This window comes from Rhodovulum sp. PH10, assembly GCF_000293785.1.
Lineage (GTDB): Bacteria > Pseudomonadota > Alphaproteobacteria > Rhizobiales > Xanthobacteraceae > Rhodoplanes.
This window is the reverse complement of sequence record NZ_AKZI01000012.1, coordinates 15,793-31,603: the sequence shown is the minus strand read 5'-3', so window position 1 is coordinate 31,603 and position 15,811 is coordinate 15,793. Positions and strand designations below refer to the sequence as shown.

Sequence of the window (15,811 nt, the reverse complement as noted above, 5' to 3'; positions counted from 1 at the left end):
GTCGACCGATGCCGAGCCGGGGTGAACGGGTTTCACCCATGGGCATACGGGTAACAGTTGTGACCGCTTCCGGGTGGGAGATCAATGAAAATCGGAAAATGGCTCCTGCTCGGTGTCCTGCTGCTGCCGCTCGCGGAGCTGGTCGCGTTCGCGATCGTCTCGGCCCTGATCGGCGGCTACGGGGCGACCGTTCTCGTGCTGGTCGGCTCGGCGATCGGCGGCACAATGCTGTATCGCGAGGGGCCGGACTGGCTGCGGTCGCTGCGCGACGTCCTGGCCGGGCGCGCCTCGCCGGCGATGGCCCGCCGCCTGCCGGTGCGACAGGCGCTGATCGCCGTGCTGCTCGCCGTGCCGGGCCTGCTCACCGACGCCGTGGCGCTGGCGCTGCTGCTGCCGCCGGTGCGCACCCGGCTCGACATGCTGCTCGGCCGGATCGGCCCGCACGATCCGGGGCCGGGCCCCGGCGCCGGCTTCCGCCGCCCGCCCGGCGGGATGATCGATCTCGATCCCGACGAATGGGAGCGGCTGCCGGATCCCTCCGCCCGCAAGGGACGCAAGCGGCGCAAGAGCTGACCACCGCACCCCCGCTCGGACCGGTTCCCGCCGGTTCCGCCGGCTTGTCGGTCCCGGATGCGTGTGTTAGCCACGACCACGACGTGCCGGCGGCACCGGCGGCGTCCCGTGCGCACGACCGAACGCACACATTTCATTCGCAGGATCGGCAGCGAGCCGCTCGCGGCAAGGAGAGTTCATGGCCACGACCACCAATGGCGGGGACGAGGCGCACCCGGCGCAGCCGACGGGTCCGTCGCTCAACGTGCTCGCGCAGTACGTGAAGGACTTCTCGTTCGAGAACCCGAACGCCCCGCGCAGCCTGATGCAGGCGCCCAAGCAGCCGCAGATCGGCGTGCAGATCAACGTCAACAGCCAGGCGATGTCGGCGACCGAGTTCGAGGTCGAGCTGAAGCTCGAGGGCAAGGCCGAGCTCGACGGCAACACGCTGTTCGGCTTCGACCTGCTCTATGCCGGCGTCTTCCGCCTGCAGAACATCCCGCAGGAGAACCTGCCGCCGCTCCTGATGATCGAGTGCCCGCGCCTGCTCTTTCCGTTCGCGCGCGAGATCATCGGCAACGCCGTGGTGCACGGCGGCTATCCGCCCTTGCTGCTCGACCCGATCGACTTCGTGTCGCTCTATCAGCAGAAGGTCGCGAGCATGCAGGCGCAGCAGCCGACCACGGCCTGAGTTTTTCGCGCTCGTACCAAGGGCGACAGAGTCCGACCTCGTCCTGAGGAGCACTCCGCAGGAGTGCGTCTCGAAGGGCGAGGCCACGGTGCGGGCCTCATCCTTCGAGACGTCGCCTTCGGCGACCCTCAGGATGAGGTCATCGTTTCCCGCTGCTGGTATTACGGTTTCGAGACGAGCGGCGGCGGCGGGGTTTTCTCACCCGGCCGCCGCTTTTTCTCGTGTCGCGTCCTCGGCGGCCGCGGCCTCCGTCGGCGCCGGCAGATAGTCGCGCCACAGCGCGTCGTCGCCGAGCGTCTTCACGAAGTCCCGGTGCGCCGCGATCTCGTCCGCGGTCAGCCGCGGCGCGAGCGGCACCGGCCGAACGCGCGGGGCGGCGCTCGCCGCCACCAGCACGCGCGAGGCGCCGGCGCTTTCGAGCCCGAGCTGGGCCTGCCGCGCCTCGATCAGCTCGAGATAGACCTCTGCCAGAAGCTCGGCATCGAGCAACGCGCCGTGCTTGACGCGGCGCGAGGTGTCGACCCGGAAGCGGGCGCACAGATCGTCGAGCCGGTTGGAGGCGCCGGGAAACTTTCGCCGCGCCAGCAAGAGCGTGTCGATCAGCTGCGAGCGCGGGATCGCCGGCCGCGAGAGACGCTCCAGCTCGGCATTGAGAAAGCCGAGGTCGAACGAGGCATTGTGGGCGATCAGCGGGGCGTCGCCGAGAAAGGCGACGAGCTCCTCGGCGATGTCGGCGAACAAGGGCTTGTCGGCGAGAAACTCGGCCGACAGGCCGTGCACGTCGAAGGCCTCGGCCGGCATGTCGCGCTGCGGATTGATGTAGCGGTGAAACGTCTGCCCGGTCGGGATGCGGTTGACCAGCTCGATGCAGCCGATCTCGACCAGCCGGTCGCCCTTGAAGGGGTCGAGCCCGGTCGTCTCGGTGTCGAACACGATTTCGCGCATCATCGTGGAAGCATCCTCACGGGCGCGTCGCGTCGGCGGCACGACTCGCGACCGCCCGCAGGATCGCATGAACCTGGGCCCTGGCGGAATCGAAGCCTTTTGCGCTGTCCACGATGAAATCGGCCCGCTTGCGCTTTTCCCCGTCGGGAAGCTGCTTGGCGAGCAGCGCGAGGAATTTTTCCTCGCTCATGCCGGGCCGCTTGAGCACCCGCTCGCGCTGCAGCCAGGCGGGCGCCGACACCACGACCACATAGTCGACGCGGGCGTCCGCGCCGGTCTCGAACAGGAGCGGAATGTCGAGCACCGCGACCGCCGCACCCTCCGCGCGGGCTTTTTCCAGGAACGCCGCCTCCTCGCGCTGCACCAGCGGGTGGACGATCGCCTCGAGCCTTTTCAGCGCCGCCGCGTCGTTCACCACCCGCGGCCCGAGCCTTCCGCGGTCGATCCGCCCGTCGACGGTGACGCCCGGAAACGCCGCCTCGATCGGCGCCACCGCGTCGCCCTCGTAGAGCCGGTGGACCGTGGCGTCGGCGTCGTGCACCGGCACGCCGGCCTCGGAAAACATCCGGGCGGTCGCCGATTTGCCCATTCCCAGCGAGCCGGTCAGTCCGATCACCTGCATCACGAACGTCCGAAAATGAAAAGGTCAGGCCGCGAGATGCCCCTCGCGACGCAAGAATCCGAGCAGCGGCAGCAGCGGCAGCCCGAGAATGGTGAAATGGTCGCCCTCGATCCGCTCGAACAGATGAATCCCGACCCGCTCGAGCTGGTAGCCGCCGACGCTCGCGAGCACCGCGTCGCCGGCGGTCTCGAGGTAAGCGTCGAGGAAGCGGTCGGTGAGGCGGCGCAGCGTCAGGCGGGCGGTGTCCACATGGCTGTGGATGACGCGGCCGTCTTTTGCGAGGGCGACCGCCGCGTGCAGCTCGTGGGTCCGGCCACCGAGCGCACGCAGCTGCTCGCGGGCGGCGGCGAGGTCGGCCGGCTTGTCGAACCGCGTCTCGCCGAGCGCCAGCGTCTGGTCGGCGCCGATCACGATGTGGCCGGGCCAGCGGCCGGTCACCGCCTTCGCCTTCTCGCGCGCCAGCAACAGCGCGGTGTCGGCCGGGGCGAGAGGCCCGTCGCGGCTCTCGACCGCCCGCTCGTCGATGTCGGCGGCGTCCACCACCACCGGCAGGCCGGCGGATTCCAGAAGCGAGCGGCGGACGGCGCTGCGCGAGGCGAGCACCAAGGGCGTGTTCGACTGCCACAGCATCATTCGTGGTCCAGCGGCTGGCGACGGCGCTCGGCGAGCAGCGCCATCACCGCGGCCGCGGTCTCCTCGATCGAGCGGCGGGTGACGTCGATCGACGGCCAGCCGTTCTTGGCGCACATGCGGCGCGACAATTGAATCTCCTCGGTGACCGCGTCGCGGTCGATGTACTGGTCGTCCTCGTTGTGGGCCTTCAGCCCCAAGAGCCGGTTCTGGCGGATCGCGACGATCCGCTCGGGCGTCGCGAACAGCCCGACCACCAGCGGGTTCTTCAGCGTGGGAAGCTCGGGCGGCAGCGGCACGCCGGGAACCAGCGGCACATTGGCGGTCTTGATGCCACGGTTGGCGAGATAGATCGAGGTCGGCGTCTTGGAGGTGCGCGACACCCCGACCAGCACCACGTCGGCCCGCTCGAGGTCGTCGGTCATCTGCCCGTCGTCGTGCATCATCGTGTAGTTCAAGGCGTCGATCCGCTTGAAATACTCGGCATTGAGCACGTGCTGGGCGCCGACCTTCGGGGTCGATTCGGTGCCGAGATGCGATTCGAACAGCCGCAGCACCGGGCCGAGGATCGACAGGCACGGCAGGCCGAGATCGAGGCAGGTCGCCTCGAGCCGGGTGATCAGGGCCTCGTCGAGCAGCGTGTAGAGCACCACGCCCGGCTCCTGCTCGATCTCGGCGAGCACGTGGTCGAGCTGCTTGCCGGTGCGCACGGCGGGGTAGACGTGCTCGACCGCCGACACCTGGATGTATTGCGCGGTCGCCGCCCGGGCGACGGTGATCAGCGTCTCGCCGGTCGAATCCGAGATCAGGTGCAGGTGAAAGAAGGCGGTCGGCTTGCTCATGGGGTCCGCGGGGGCGACGGTGAACAGGGACGGGGGACGAGTGTGGACCGCTGGGGAGAACCCGCGCGCGCGCCGCCTCGCAGCCGACCGGGCGGTGCACCCCCTCCCGAACGAACCACATGTTCACAGGAGGGGACAGCCAGGGGCGGATTTATACTCCTTCATTGTGAACAACGGCAATGGTATCAGGCCATGAGCGACAGGCCCACGCGGCCGCTGCGGCACGGGGTTTTTCGACACGCCCCGCCGGCACGGCCGATGAACGAACGGTGGACCACGATGTGGACGACGCTGCGCGACCTGTGGACGGGGGAGTCGTGAGTCTTTTCCCGCCTCCAACAGACTCAACACTTAAAAATCTCTTAATAGATTGAAGAAGACGATGTCAGACACCCGTTCCACGATTCCCGACGCTTCGGTTCCCGGCTCCTCGCCCGCCTCCGGCGGGACGACCGGCAAGCCGATGCTCGACGTCCTGTCGGGCAAGACCGCGACCGTGCCGCCGGTCTGGATGATGCGCCAGGCGGGCCGCTATCTGCCCGAGTACCGGGCGACCCGCGAACAGGCGGGCAGCTTTCTCGACCTGTGCTTCTCGCCGAAGCTCGCGGCGGAGGTGACGTTCCAGCCGATCCGGCGGTTCGGCTTCGATGCGGCCATCCTGTTCTCCGACATCCTGGTGGTTCCCCACGCGCTCGGCCAGACGGTGAGCTTCGCCGCCGGCGAGGGTCCGCGGCTCGCGCCGGTGGTGAACGCGGAGAATGTCGATCGGTTCGGAACCTTCGACCTCGGCAAGCTCGACGCGGTGATCGAGGCGGTCGGGTTGATCAAGGCCGGGCTGCCGCCGGAGGTGACCTTTCTCGGCTTCTGCGGTGCCCCCTGGACGGTCGCGACCTACATGGTGGCGGGGGAGGGCACGCCCGACCAGGCGCCGGCGCGCACGCTCGCCTATCGCGATCCGGCGACGTTCCAGAAGCTGATGGACGCGCTGGTCGAGGCCTCGATCACCTATCTGGTCGCGCAGTTCCGCGCCGGGGTCGATGCCGTGCAGCTGTTCGACACCTGGGGCGGCATCCTGCCGCCGCTCGAGTTCGACCGCTGGGTGATCGCACCGGCGAAAAAGATCGTCGACGGCGTGCGATCGCAGGTGCCCGGTGCAAAGATCATCGCGTTCCCGCGCGGCGCCGGCACCCAGCTCGAGCGGTTCGTCGGCGAGGTTCCGGTCGATGCGGTCGGCCTCGACTGGACGATGGATCTGAAGTTCGCCCGCGAGCGCATCCAGAGCAAGGTGGTGGTGCAGGGCAATCTCGACCCGCTTCTGCTGATCGCCGGCGGCGAGGCGCTCGATCGCGGCGTCGACGCGATCCTCGAGGCGTTCTCGGGGCGGCCGTTCGTGTTCAATCTCGGCCACGGCATCACGCCCGACGCACCGATCGCGAATGTCGAGCGGATGCTGAAGCGCGTGCGCGGGGCGTGATGGCAGACGCCGGTCCGCCTCGGGGCGAGCTCGCCTCGCCGGGCCGGCGGGTGGTTCGTGCGGCGATCGGGCTGTTGGCGCCGGTCGCCGCGGCGGTCGGCTTCGTGCTGGTGGTGCCGGTCGAGGCCTATTTCTGGATGAAGGCGGCGCATCTCCTGGCGGTCGGCGGCTGGATCGCCGGCATGCTGGCGGTGCCGCCTTTGTTCGCGATGCACGTGGCGGCGGGCTCCGGCCCGTCGGCCGATCTGCTCTCCGGGATCGAGCACCGGCTGGTGCGGCGGCTGGTCAATCCGGCAATGGTGCTGACCTGGGGGCTCGGCGGCTGGCTCGCCTGGCAAGGGGGCTGGCTTTCGAGCGGCTGGTTCCACGCCAAGCTCGCGCTGGTCTTCCTGCTGTCGGGCGTGCACGGTGTCGTGTCGGCCGAAACGCGTCGTCTCGCGCGCCCCGGCGGGCCGGAACGCGCCCGCGGACGGGAGCGAACCTATCGCGTTCTCGACGGGCTCGGGGTCGCCTGCGTGGTCGCCATCGTGGTACTGGTGGTGGTGAAGCCCTTCTGAGCAGCAACCTGCACGTCCTTTCGCCAGCGAACTCTCTTGCGTATCGGACGGCGTTTACCTATGTTGGCGCCATCTCCCCGAACGCAGGCAGATGCGACCGAACAGGGCCCCCCGGGGCCAAATCGCAGCATCGGGGCCAGAGGCCCGAGCCCATTTCGCCCGAAGACCTGCGACCTCCCTTCCAGCGTCGAGCGGCATTCGCCCGTCGACCCACAGGATAACCCGCATGCGGGAAATGAAGCTTCAGGACCTCAAGTCCAAGACTCCGACGGAATTGCTTGCGTTCGCGGACGAGCACGAGGTGGAGAACGCCTCCACCATGCGCAAGCAGGAGCTGATGTTCGCCATCCTCAAGCAGCTCGCGCAAAAGGATATCGAGATCATCGGCGAAGGCGTCGTCGAGGTCTTGCAGGACGGGTTCGGGTTCCTGCGCTCGCCCGAGGCCAACTACCTGCCCGGTCCGGACGACATCTACGTCTCGCCCTCCCAGATTCGCCGGTTCGGCCTACGCACCGGCGACACCATCGAAGGCCAGATCAGGAGCCCGAAAGAAGGCGAACGCTATTTCGCGCTCCTCAAGGTCAACACGATCAATTTCGAGGACCCGGACAAGGCGCGCCACAAGATCAATTTCGACAACCTGACCCCGCTCTATCCCGACGAGCGGCTGCGCATGGAGGTCGAAGATCCGACGCGAAAGGACCTGTCGGCCCGCGTCATCGACATCGTCGCCCCGATCGGCAAAGGCCAGCGCGCCCTGATCGTGTCGCCGCCGCGCACCGGCAAGACGGTGCTCCTGCAGAACATCGCCCACGCGATCACCGCCAATCACCCCGAGTGCTACCTGATCGTTCTTCTGATCGACGAGCGCCCGGAGGAAGTCACCGACATGCAGCGCTCGGTGAAGGGCGAGGTGATCTCTTCCACCTTCGACGAGCCGGCCTCCCGCCACGTGCAGGTCGCCGAGATGGTGATCGAGAAGGCCAAGCGGCTCGTCGAGCACCAGCGCGACGTCGTCATCCTGCTCGATTCGATCACCCGGCTCGGCCGCGCCTACAACACGGTGGTGCCGTCCTCCGGCAAGGTGTTGACCGGCGGCGTGGACGCGAACGCCCTGCAGCGGCCGAAGCGCTTCTTCGGTGCGGCCCGCAACATCGAGGAAGGCGGCTCGCTGACCATCATCGCCACCGCGCTGATCGAGACCGGCAGCCGGATGGACGAGGTGATCTTCGAGGAGTTCAAGGGCACCGGTAACTCGGAAATCATTCTCGACCGCAAGGTCGCGGACAAGCGGACGTTTCCGGCGATCGACATCACCCGGTCCGGCACCCGCAAGGAAGAGCTGCTCACCGAGAACCAGACGCTCAAGAAGATCTACGTCCTGCGCCGCATCCTCAACCCGATGGGCACCATGGACGCGATCGACTTCCTGCTGGACAAGCTGCGCAACACCAAGAACAACGGCGAGTTCTTCGATTCGATGAACACCTGATCGTCCGCCGGACGACCGGGCACCGTCGCGAAGCACCGCGGTTCGCTTCACCCCATGCCGAACGGTCTTGCGGCCTTCTCCGAACGGCCGCGACGGGATTTTGCGTCTGTCATGGGGCGGGGATCGTGATCCGCGTCGACATTTCGGCGGGGTGGGCGGGGGATGCTCGCCGGCGTGTCACCGGCTCGAGGGAGCGGGTATGCGGAGCGTTCCCCAGCGGCTGGCGATCGGCGAGGCGCGGTGGCCGCACGATCGCGCCGCCGTCGAGGAGTTGTTTCGCGAATATGTCGGCTCGCTCGGGCTCGATCTCGGCTTTCAGAAGGTCGACCGCGAGCTCGCGACCCTGCCGGGCCGCTATGCGAGGCCCGCGGGCTGCGTGCTGATCGCCCATGCCGGTGACGAGCCGGTGGGCGTGGGCGCATACCGCCGCTTTCGCGGAAAAACCTGCGAGATGAAGCGCTTGTACGTCCGCCCGGCGTTTCGCGGGCTGGGCATCGCCCGCTCGCTCGCGGGCGCGCTGATCGAGGAGGCGCAGGCGGCGGGCTACCGAAGAATGGTGCTCGACACGCTTGGCGGCATGAAGGCCGCCCGCGCGCTCTATGCCGCGCTCGGCTTTTCCGTGATCGAGCCCTATTACGTCAATCCACTGCCCGACGTGATCTATCTCGGCCGGGCGCTGTGAGCGGTCCGAGCGCGGAGGTCAGGTCTCGGGTTGGGCGGGCGGCGTGACGAGGGAGAGGATCGCCTCCCGCAAACCCTCCGGGGTCGTCACCGGCAGCGAGCAGCGCTCGCCGGCGCACACGAAGGCGGCGCCCTCCGGCGCGGCCGCCGCTTGCGCGCGGGCCGGGTGATTTTCGGGCAGCGCCTCGGGTGATGGTGCGCGGAAGAGGATGCGCGACCCGAACGGAATATGCTGCGCTGCACCAGTGAGCGCAGCAATGTGCGGCCCTTCGCCGACGATCGCGATCTCGAGGCCGCGCAACCGGAGGTCCAGCGCGTTCATCACCGACAAATGGCCGAACAGATTGTCGGCAGCGCGCGGCAACAAGCCCTCCAGCAGGGCGTCGGCGCGCTCACGCCAGCGGTCGTCGCCGGTGAGCACCGCGAGGCGGACGAGATTTTGCGCGGCGAGACCGTTCGGGTTGGGGATCGCGTCGTCGGTGGTGGCGGATGGCCGCACCACCAAGCCTTCGGCATCGTCGGCGCTGAGATAATAGGTGCCCGTCTCGACATCCTGGTGATGGTGGTCGAAGGCCTCTTGCCAGGCCACCGCGCGATCGAGAAACTCTTTCTCGCCCGTGGCTTCGTGGAGGGCGAGGGCGGCGCGGATCATCGCGGCATAATCGGAGGCGAGGCCGGGAAAGAGCAGCCGGCCGTCCCGCCAGGAGTGGCCGAGCCGGCCGTGGCGCGTCATCTCGGTCGCGACGAAAGCAAAGGCGCGGCGGGCGAGGTCGATCGAGGCCGGGACGTCGAGCAACGTGCCGGCATTGGCGAGCGCGGCGATCGTCAATCCGTTCCAGTCGGCGAGGATCTTGTCGTCGGTTCCCGGCCGGACGCGCGTGCTGCGGGCATCGAACAGACGTTGACGCATCGCAGCAAGGTCGGCCTCGATCCGTGCATCTGCGTATTTGTGCAACGCAAATGGTAGCCCGGTGCGGGCCTGGGCCGCCTGGTCGAGCCCCGGCAGGCGATCGAGAATGGTCTTCCCTTCGAAATTGCCGGCCGGCTCGACGTCGTAATGCGCGGCGAAGCGCGCCGCGTCCTCCGGCCCGAGCACGCCGACGATCTCCTCGAGCGTCCAGACATAGAACTTGCCTTCCTCGCCCTCGGAATCCGCGTCCAGGGAAGCGCAGAACGCGCCCTCCGGCGTCGTCATCTCGCGCAAAAGCCAGCCGACCGTTTCCTCGGCCCGCTGGCGGAACAGCTCGTGGCCGGTGCGGGCATGGGCGAGGGCAAGCAGCTCGAGGAGCTGGGCATTGTCGTACAGCATCTTCTCGAAATGCGGCACCAGCCAGCGGTCGTCGACCGAGTAGCGGGCGAAGCCGCCGCCGAGATGGTCGAAAATACCGCCCTCGCACATCCGCTCGAGGGTGAGCGCCACGAGATCGTAGAACAGGTTGGTCGGGTGGGCGAAGCCGGTGCGGGCGTCCTCCCGCTCGCCGGCCCGCCAAATCGTTTCGAGCATCGTCGGCTGCGGAAATTTGGGCGCGCCGCGCAAGCCGCCGTTCACGAGGTCGATCGCGCCGGCGATCTGGGCGGCCATCCGGTCGAGCTCGGCAAGCCCGATCACCGGGCGCCCGGCGGCCTGTGCCCGATGCGCCAGCCGGCCCATCAGAGCGCGGCGATTCTGCTCGATTTTTTCGGGCTCCTCGCGAAACAGGCGGGACACCTCGCGGAGCACATCGACGAAGGCCGGCTTGCCGAAGCGGGAGACGCGCGGAAAATAGGTGCCGCCCCACACCGGCTCGCCGGACGGGGTGAGGAACATGGTCAGCGGCCAGCCGCCCTGGTCGCCGAGATGGTGCAGCGCCGCCATGTAGATCTGGTCGATGTCGGGCCGCTCCTCGCGGTCGACTTTTATCGGCACGAACAGCTCGTTCATCACCGCGGCGGTCGCCGGATCCTCGAAGCTCTCGTGCGCCATCACGTGGCACCAGTGGCAGGCGGCGTAGCCGACCGAGAGCAGGATCGGCTTGCCGGTGCGCTCGGCCTCGGCCAGCGCCTCCGGCCCCCACGGCCACCAGTCGACCGGATTGTGCCGGTGCTGCAGCAGATACGGGCTCGTCTCGTGCGCGAGGCGGTTATCGTGCGCGGGCGTCGGTGTCGTGTCCATGAGGCTCCCCGGTTGTCGGTAGTGTGGGGAGAAACGGTTGACGCCGCGAGGGGTGCCCGGCGGATTTTGTCGGGCCGGTCGGCGGGGCTTTACGGGGCGAGAAGTTTGCGCCATCGCTCGCCCGCCATGACGACAGTTTCCGATACGATTTTTGCACTCTCGTCCGGCCGGCCGCCCGCCGGTATCGCGGTGGTGCGGGTGAGCGGCGCGCTTGCGCGTGAAGCGTTGCGCCTGCTGGTGGGGCGCGTGCCGGCGCCGCGGGTGGCGGTGGTGGTCATGGTTAAAAATCCGGAAACGAGCGAGCCGATCGACCAGGGGCTGGCGCTGTGGTTTCCGGGTCCGGCGAGCGCGACCGGCGAGGACGTCGCCGAGCTGCACGTTCATGGCGGCCGGGCGGTAGTCGGGGCGATTCTGGCGTCTCTGGGCCGAATCTCGGGGTGCCGGCTGGCCGAGCCCGGCGAGTTCACCCGACGCGCATTCGACAACGGCAAGCTCGACCTCACCCGCGTCGAGGGGCTTGCCGACCTGATCGCGGCCGACACCGAGGCGCAGCGGCGCCAGGCGCTGCGCCAACTGACCGGATTGTTGGGTGACCGTGCGGAAGACTGGCGGAAGACGCTGATCGAGGCGCAGGCGCTCGTCGAGGCGAGCCTCGACTTCTCCGACGAGGGCGACGTGCCGGACGATCTGGCTACGCCGGCGCGTGCACGGGCGAAAGCGCTGCGCGAAGAAATCGCCGGCGTGCTGGCGGACGGTGGACGGGGCGAGCGGCTGCGCGACGGGCTGACGGTCGCCATCGCCGGCCCGCCGAACGTCGGAAAATCGAGCCTGTTGAACAGGATCGTGCGGCGCGAGGCGGCCATCGTGTCGCCGATCGCCGGCACGACCCGCGACGTCGTCGAGGTGCATCTCGATCTCGGCGGCTGGCCGGTGACGCTGCTCGACACCGCCGGGCTGCGCGACAGCGACGATCCCGTCGAGCAGGAGGGGATTCGGCGGGCGCGGGCACGGGCGGGGGAGGCCGACGTCGTGCTGTGGCTGGTCGATTCGACGGGGAGCGAGGCGCCGGCGCCGGCAGAGTTCAGTGCGAAGGCTTGGATCGTCGGGACCAAGGCCGATCTCGGCGGTTGGCCACTCGGCCCGGCGGGGGGTGGCCAGGTTGCGACGTCGGCGAAGACGGGGGAGGGGATTTCGGCGCTGCTGAAGGCGTTGGAGGACGCAGCCGCCGGGCTGGTGGGATCCGGAGAGCCGGCGCTGGTCACGCGGGCGCGGCATCGTGAGATGCTCGAGGAGACGGTGGCGGCGCTCGATCGCGCGCTCGCGATGAACGGCGCAGGGCGCGAGGAGATTTTTGCCGAGGAGCTGCGGCTCGCGGCGCGGGCGCTCGGGCGGCTGGTCGGGCGGGTCGACGTCGAGGAGGTGCTCGACGCGGTGTTCCGTGATTTCTGCATCGGGAAATGATAGATCGCCCGGCGGGCTACGGCCGGTGTTTCACGTGAAACAATCGCGCGAGCGAGGCGCCAGCGAATGGACATGCGATACGACGTCGTCGTGGTGGGAGGCGGGCACGCCGGCTGTGAGGCGGCGGCCGCGGCCGCGCGAATGGGCGCGCGCACCGCGCTGGTGACCCACCGCTTTGCCACCATCGGCGCGATGTCGTGCAATCCGGCGATCGGCGGGCTCGGCAAGGGCCATCTGGTGCGCGAGATCGATGCGCTCGACGGGCTGATGGGACGGGTGGCGGATGCGGCCGGCATCCAGTTCCGCGTGCTGAACCGGCGCAAGGGCCCGGCGGTGCGCGGGCCGCGCTGCCAGGCGGACCGGACGCTCTATGCCGCCGCGATGCAGGCGGCGATCCGCGCCACGGCGAACCTCTCGGTGATCGAGGGCGAGGCGGAGGACCTCGTGATATCGGAAGGCCGGGTGACGGGGCTCCGGCTCGCCGACCGGCAAAGGATTGCCGCCGGCGCGGTGGTGCTGACGACCGGCACGTTTTTGCGCGGGCTCATCCATATCGGCGAGCGGACGACGCCGGCCGGCAGGGTCGGCGAGGCGCCGGCGATCGGCTTGTCAAGGACACTCGAACGCCTCGGCTTTGCGCTCGGCCGGCTGAAGACCGGCACGCCGCCGCGGCTCGACGGGCGGACGATCGACTGGGCCGCGCTCGAGATGCAGCCGGGCGACGACCCGCCGGAGCCGTTCTCGACGCTCACCGAGCGGATCACGACGCCGCAGATCGAATGCGGGATCACCCGCACGGTCGCGGCGACCCACGACGTCATCCGCGCGAACGTGCACCGCTCGCCGATGTATTCGGGCCAGATCGCCAGCCGCGGCCCGCGCTACTGTCCCTCGATCGAGGACAAGATCGTCCGATTCGGCGAGCGCGACGGCCACCAAATCTTTCTGGAGCCCGAGGGGCTCGATACCGACACCGTTTATCCGAACGGGATTTCCACGTCGCTGCCGGAGGAGGTGCAGGCGGCCCTGGTGGCGACCATCCCTGGCGTCGAGCGGGCAAGAATCACGCGGCCGGGTTACGCGATCGAGTACGACCACGTCGATCCGCGCGAGCTGTTGCCGTCGCTCGAGGCGCGGCGGGTGGCAGGGCTCTATTTCGCCGGCCAGATCAACGGCACGACGGGCTACGAGGAGGCGGCGGGGCAGGGGCTCGTCGCCGGGCTGAACGCGGCGGCGCGGGCCGGAGGCGGTGGGCCGATCCTGTTCGACCGGGCGGACGCCTATCTCGGCGTGATGATCGACGACCTGGTGACGCGCGGCATCGCCGAGCCGTACCGGATGTTCACCTCGCGCGCCGAGTATCGGCTGACGCTGCGGGCCGACAATGCCGACCAGCGGCTCACCGATCGAGGCATTGCGCTCGGCTGCGTCGGCACGGTGCGGGGGGAACGGCATGCTGCGAAAATGTCGGCGCTCGAAGAGGCGAGGGGGCTTGCCCGCAGGCTCACCGTGACGCCGTCGCAAGCCGAGCGCTACGGCATCGCGCTGAAGAAGGACGGGCAGCGGCGCAGTGCCTTCGATCTTCTGTCCTATCCCGATTTCCGGATGACGGACGTGGCGCGCATCTGGCCGGAGCTTGCCGCGCTGCCAGCGGCGGTCGCGGCACAAGTCGAGATCGATGCCAAATACGCGGTCTATCTCGAGCGACAGGCGGCGGATGTCGCGGCGTTCCGGCGGGACGAGGCGGTGAAGCTGCCCGAAAACATCGATTATGGCGCGGTGCCGGGACTGTCGAACGAGGTGCGGCAGCGGCTCGGCGCGGCGAAGCCGGCGACGCTCGGCCATGCCGCGCGGCTCGACGGGGTGACGCCGGCGGCGCTGATGCTGCTGGCGAGCCATCTGCGGCGGCCCAAGGCGGGGCGGGAAAGCGCATGAGCGGGCACGCCGAGCCGCACCGCCGGCCGCCGCGGGTTCTGCCGGCGATCGATCCGGCCGACCGCGCTGCCGCGCTGGCGCTGACCCCTGTTTCACGTGAAACAGAGGCCCGGCTCGATCGTCTGGTCGCGCTGCTGCTCGCCCGCCAGGCCGTCACCAATCTGATCTCGCCCGGCAGCATCCCGACCCTGTGGACCCGCCACGTCGCCGATTCGCTCCAGCTTCTCGACCTCGCCCCGAACGCCCGCATCATCGTCGATCTCGGCAGTGGCGGCGGCTTTCCGGGGCTGGTGCTCGCCTGCGCGCTCGCCGAGGTGCCGGGCGCGAGGGTCCATCTGGTCGAGAGTATCGGCAAGAAGGCGGCGTTTCTGGCGGAGGCCGCCGAAACCCTCGCGTTGCCTGTTGTCGTTCACCCCGAGCGAATCGAATCCTTCGTCGCGCGAAAAAACGTGCGGCCGGACGTGGTCACCGCCCGCGCGCTCGCGCCCCTGCCGGCGCTGCTCGCTCACGTCCATCCGCTCCTGAAAAGCGGGGGATTTGCGCTGCTGCCGAAAGGCCGCGACGTCGCTGCCGAATTGACCGAGGCGCGCAAATCCTGGACAATCACCGCCGACCTCGTGCCGAGCAGGACCGATCCGGAGGGCCGGATCGTCGTCGTCCGGCACGTGGCCCCGCGCCGCTGACCCGCCGCCCGCACACGCCCGCCTCCGGCCGGCGTGCCTCGCCGCGGACCGCGGAGGACCACCGGAAGCGCGATCAACCGGAAGCGACCGAGATGTCGGACATGTCCACGGATGTGGTGCCGTTCCCCGGCGAGGCGCCGGCCGCCGGCCGCCGTCCCCGCGTGCTCGCGGTCGCCAACCAGAAGGGCGGCGTCGGCAAGACCACCACCGCCATCAATCTCGGCACCGCGCTCGCCGCCAGCGGCGAGCGGGTGCTGGTGCTCGACCTCGACCCGCAGGGCAATGCCTCGACCGGCCTCGGCATCGATCGGCGGAACCGCAGCGCCTCGACCTACGACGTGCTGATCGGCGACGCGCCGCTCGCTGACGTGGTGGTGCCGACCTCGGTGCCGCATCTGTGGCTCGCGCCCTCGACCCTCGACCTCGCGGGCGTGGAGCTCGAGATCGGCCAGACGCGCGACCGGGCGTTTCGCCTGCGCAACGCCGTGCGCGACCTGGCGAGCGGGCCGAACGGGTTCACTTATGTCCTGGTCGACTGTCCGCCCTCGCTCAATCTCCTCACCGTCAACGCGATGGCGGCGGCGAACGCGATCGTGGTGCCGCTGCAGTGCGAGTTCTTCGCGCTCGAGGGGCTGACCCAGCTTCTCGAGACCGTCGAGCAGGTGAAGTCGACCCTCAATCCGGACCTCACCATCCACGGGGTGGTGCTGACCATGTACGATGCGCGCAACAATTTGTCGGCCCAGGTGGTCGCCGACGTGCGCGACTATATGGGCGGAAAGGTCTACAACACGGTCATCCCGCGCAATGTCCGCGTCTCGGAGGCGCCGTCCTACGGCAAGCCGGTGCTGGTCTACGACCTCAAATGCGCCGGCAGCGAGGCCTATCTCCGGCTCGCCACCGAGGTGATCCAGCGCGAGAAGGAGCTGACCGAGCGGCTCGCCGGCTAGCGTTTCCTGCCGCGCGCCGCGAGCGGGGCGTCCCGCCGCGCGCGGTCGGGTGCGGGGCCGGACAGCATGGGCCGTAGTTTGTATATAAAGCTGGCGGCATCGCGCCGGCTCGTCTTTATACTTGGTATGAGAAGCTCGTCGTGG

The 15,811-nt window shown here is 69.1% G+C and carries 15 protein-coding genes; 10 read left to right on the top strand and 5 right to left on the bottom strand.

Going from position 1 to position 15,811, the window contains the following annotated elements; translation table 11 throughout:
- Positions 1–84 precede the first annotated feature (84 nt).
- Together A33M_RS03020 and secB are read left to right on the top strand one after the other, a co-directional pair.
- Complete coding sequence (locus A33M_RS03020) at positions 85–573, top strand: FxsA family protein (protein WP_008383331.1); 489 nt, start codon at positions 85–87, stop codon at positions 571–573.
- A 178-nt stretch (positions 574–751) separates the two neighbouring features.
- A complete protein-coding gene (gene secB / locus A33M_RS03015) occupies positions 752–1,243 on the top strand; it encodes a protein-export chaperone SecB (protein WP_008383328.1) in 492 nt (163 codons plus the stop codon).
- Positions 1,244–1,441: 198 nt separating this feature from the next.
- On the opposite strand, the gene dnaQ is transcribed toward secB, so the two are convergent.
- The 4 genes from dnaQ to A33M_RS02995 are packed head-to-tail and all read right to left on the bottom strand — an operon-like array spanning position 1,442 to position 4,282.
- Positions 1,442–2,188 (bottom strand): DNA polymerase III subunit epsilon, encoded by a 747-nt coding sequence (dnaQ, locus tag A33M_RS03010; RefSeq protein ID WP_052026823.1) that lies wholly within the window; start codon positions 2,186–2,188, stop codon positions 1,442–1,444.
- A gap of 16 nt (positions 2,189–2,204) precedes the next feature.
- Positions 2,205–2,810 carry a dephospho-CoA kinase gene (gene coaE / locus A33M_RS03005; protein WP_008383324.1) on the bottom strand — a complete coding sequence of 202 codons (606 nt, stop codon included), beginning with the start codon at positions 2,808–2,810 and terminating at the stop codon, positions 2,205–2,207.
- Positions 2,811–2,834: 24 nt separating this feature from the next.
- Entirely contained in the window at positions 2,835–3,443 is a 609-nt protein-coding gene (locus A33M_RS03000; protein WP_008383322.1) for a Maf family protein, read from the bottom strand.
- Complete coding sequence (locus tag A33M_RS02995) at positions 3,440–4,282, bottom strand: pyruvate, water dikinase regulatory protein (RefSeq protein ID WP_008383320.1); 843 nt, start codon at positions 4,280–4,282, stop codon at positions 3,440–3,442. Before A33M_RS02995 ends, A33M_RS03000 begins: the two co-directional genes overlap by 4 nt.
- A 463-nt stretch (positions 4,283–4,745) precedes the next feature.
- On the opposite strand from A33M_RS02995, the gene hemE reads away from it, so the two are divergent.
- From hemE to A33M_RS02975, 4 genes are all read left to right on the top strand, one after another.
- Entirely contained in the window at positions 4,746–5,756 is a 1,011-nt protein-coding gene (gene hemE / locus A33M_RS02990) for a uroporphyrinogen decarboxylase (RefSeq protein WP_040619048.1), read from the top strand.
- Positions 5,756–6,313: a CopD family protein gene (locus A33M_RS02985; protein ID WP_052026819.1), complete on the top strand. Its 558-nt coding sequence runs from the start codon at positions 5,756–5,758 to the stop codon at positions 6,311–6,313. Before hemE ends, A33M_RS02985 begins: the two co-directional genes overlap by 1 nt.
- 226 nt (positions 6,314–6,539) lie before the next feature.
- The gene (gene rho, locus A33M_RS02980) at positions 6,540–7,805 is read left to right on the top strand and encodes a transcription termination factor Rho (RefSeq protein WP_008383314.1); all 1,266 of its coding nucleotides are present in this window, start codon (positions 6,540–6,542) and stop codon (positions 7,803–7,805) included.
- Between the two features lie 199 nt (positions 7,806–8,004).
- On the top strand, positions 8,005–8,487 hold the full coding sequence (locus A33M_RS02975) for a GNAT family N-acetyltransferase (protein ID WP_008383311.1): 483 nt from the start codon (positions 8,005–8,007) through the stop codon (positions 8,485–8,487).
- 18 nt (positions 8,488–8,505) lie between these two features.
- Here the strand turns inward: A33M_RS02975 and A33M_RS02970 are convergent, their stop codons facing one another.
- Complete coding sequence (locus A33M_RS02970; RefSeq protein WP_008383309.1) at positions 8,506–10,638, bottom strand: thioredoxin domain-containing protein; 2,133 nt, start codon at positions 10,636–10,638, stop codon at positions 8,506–8,508.
- A 126-nt stretch (positions 10,639–10,764) separates the two neighbouring features.
- Between A33M_RS02970 and mnmE the strand changes: the two genes are divergently transcribed.
- The 4 genes from mnmE (at position 10,765) to A33M_RS02950 (ending at position 15,667) form a co-directional block, all read left to right on the top strand.
- Complete coding sequence (gene mnmE, locus A33M_RS02965; RefSeq protein WP_040619047.1) at positions 10,765–12,099, top strand: tRNA uridine-5-carboxymethylaminomethyl(34) synthesis GTPase MnmE; 1,335 nt, start codon at positions 10,765–10,767, stop codon at positions 12,097–12,099.
- A gap of 66 nt (positions 12,100–12,165) precedes the next feature.
- Positions 12,166–14,034, top strand: coding sequence for a tRNA uridine-5-carboxymethylaminomethyl(34) synthesis enzyme MnmG (gene mnmG / locus A33M_RS02960; protein WP_008383304.1), 1,869 nt, complete (start codon positions 12,166–12,168; stop codon positions 14,032–14,034).
- Positions 14,031–14,717, top strand: a complete 687-nt coding sequence (gene rsmG, locus A33M_RS02955; RefSeq protein WP_008383301.1) for a 16S rRNA (guanine(527)-N(7))-methyltransferase RsmG — start codon at positions 14,031–14,033, stop codon at positions 14,715–14,717. The genes mnmG and rsmG overlap by 4 nt, the downstream gene beginning before the upstream one ends.
- A 101-nt stretch (positions 14,718–14,818) precedes the next feature.
- Entirely contained in the window at positions 14,819–15,667 is an 849-nt protein-coding gene (locus A33M_RS02950; protein WP_040619073.1) for a ParA family protein, read from the top strand.
- Positions 15,668–15,811: the final 144 nt, after the last annotated feature.

Excerpts from the sequence above, each read along its gene's own strand:
- A33M_RS02995 (WP_008383320.1), bottom strand. The coding sequence starts at position 4,282 with ATGAGCAAGCCGACCGCCTTCTTTCACCTGCACCTGATCTCGGATTCG.
- rsmG (WP_008383301.1), top strand. The coding sequence starts at position 14,031 with ATGAGCGGGCACGCCGAGCCGCACCGCCGGCCGCCGCGGGTTCTGCCG.
- A33M_RS03020 (WP_008383331.1), top strand. The coding sequence starts at position 85 with ATGAAAATCGGAAAATGGCTCCTGCTCGGTGTCCTGCTGCTGCCGCTC.
- A33M_RS02950 (WP_040619073.1), top strand. The coding sequence starts at position 14,819 with ATGTCCACGGATGTGGTGCCGTTCCCCGGCGAGGCGCCGGCCGCCGGC.
- mnmE (WP_040619047.1), top strand. The coding sequence starts at position 10,765 with ATGACGACAGTTTCCGATACGATTTTTGCACTCTCGTCCGGCCGGCCG.
- A33M_RS03000 (WP_008383322.1), bottom strand. The coding sequence starts at position 3,443 with ATGATGCTGTGGCAGTCGAACACGCCCTTGGTGCTCGCCTCGCGCAGC.
- A33M_RS02970 (WP_008383309.1), bottom strand. The coding sequence starts at position 10,638 with ATGGACACGACACCGACGCCCGCGCACGATAACCGCCTCGCGCACGAG.
- mnmG (WP_008383304.1), top strand. The coding sequence starts at position 12,166 with ATGGACATGCGATACGACGTCGTCGTGGTGGGAGGCGGGCACGCCGGC.
- secB (WP_008383328.1), top strand. The coding sequence starts at position 752 with ATGGCCACGACCACCAATGGCGGGGACGAGGCGCACCCGGCGCAGCCG.
- dnaQ (WP_052026823.1), bottom strand. The coding sequence starts at position 2,188 with ATGCGCGAAATCGTGTTCGACACCGAGACGACCGGGCTCGACCCCTTC.
- A33M_RS02975 (WP_008383311.1), top strand. The coding sequence starts at position 8,005 with ATGCGGAGCGTTCCCCAGCGGCTGGCGATCGGCGAGGCGCGGTGGCCG.
- rho (WP_008383314.1), top strand. The coding sequence starts at position 6,540 with ATGCGGGAAATGAAGCTTCAGGACCTCAAGTCCAAGACTCCGACGGAA.
- coaE (WP_008383324.1), bottom strand. The coding sequence starts at position 2,810 with ATGCAGGTGATCGGACTGACCGGCTCGCTGGGAATGGGCAAATCGGCG.
- hemE (WP_040619048.1), top strand. The coding sequence starts at position 4,746 with ATGCTCGACGTCCTGTCGGGCAAGACCGCGACCGTGCCGCCGGTCTGG.
- A33M_RS02985 (WP_052026819.1), top strand. The coding sequence starts at position 5,756 with ATGGCAGACGCCGGTCCGCCTCGGGGCGAGCTCGCCTCGCCGGGCCGG.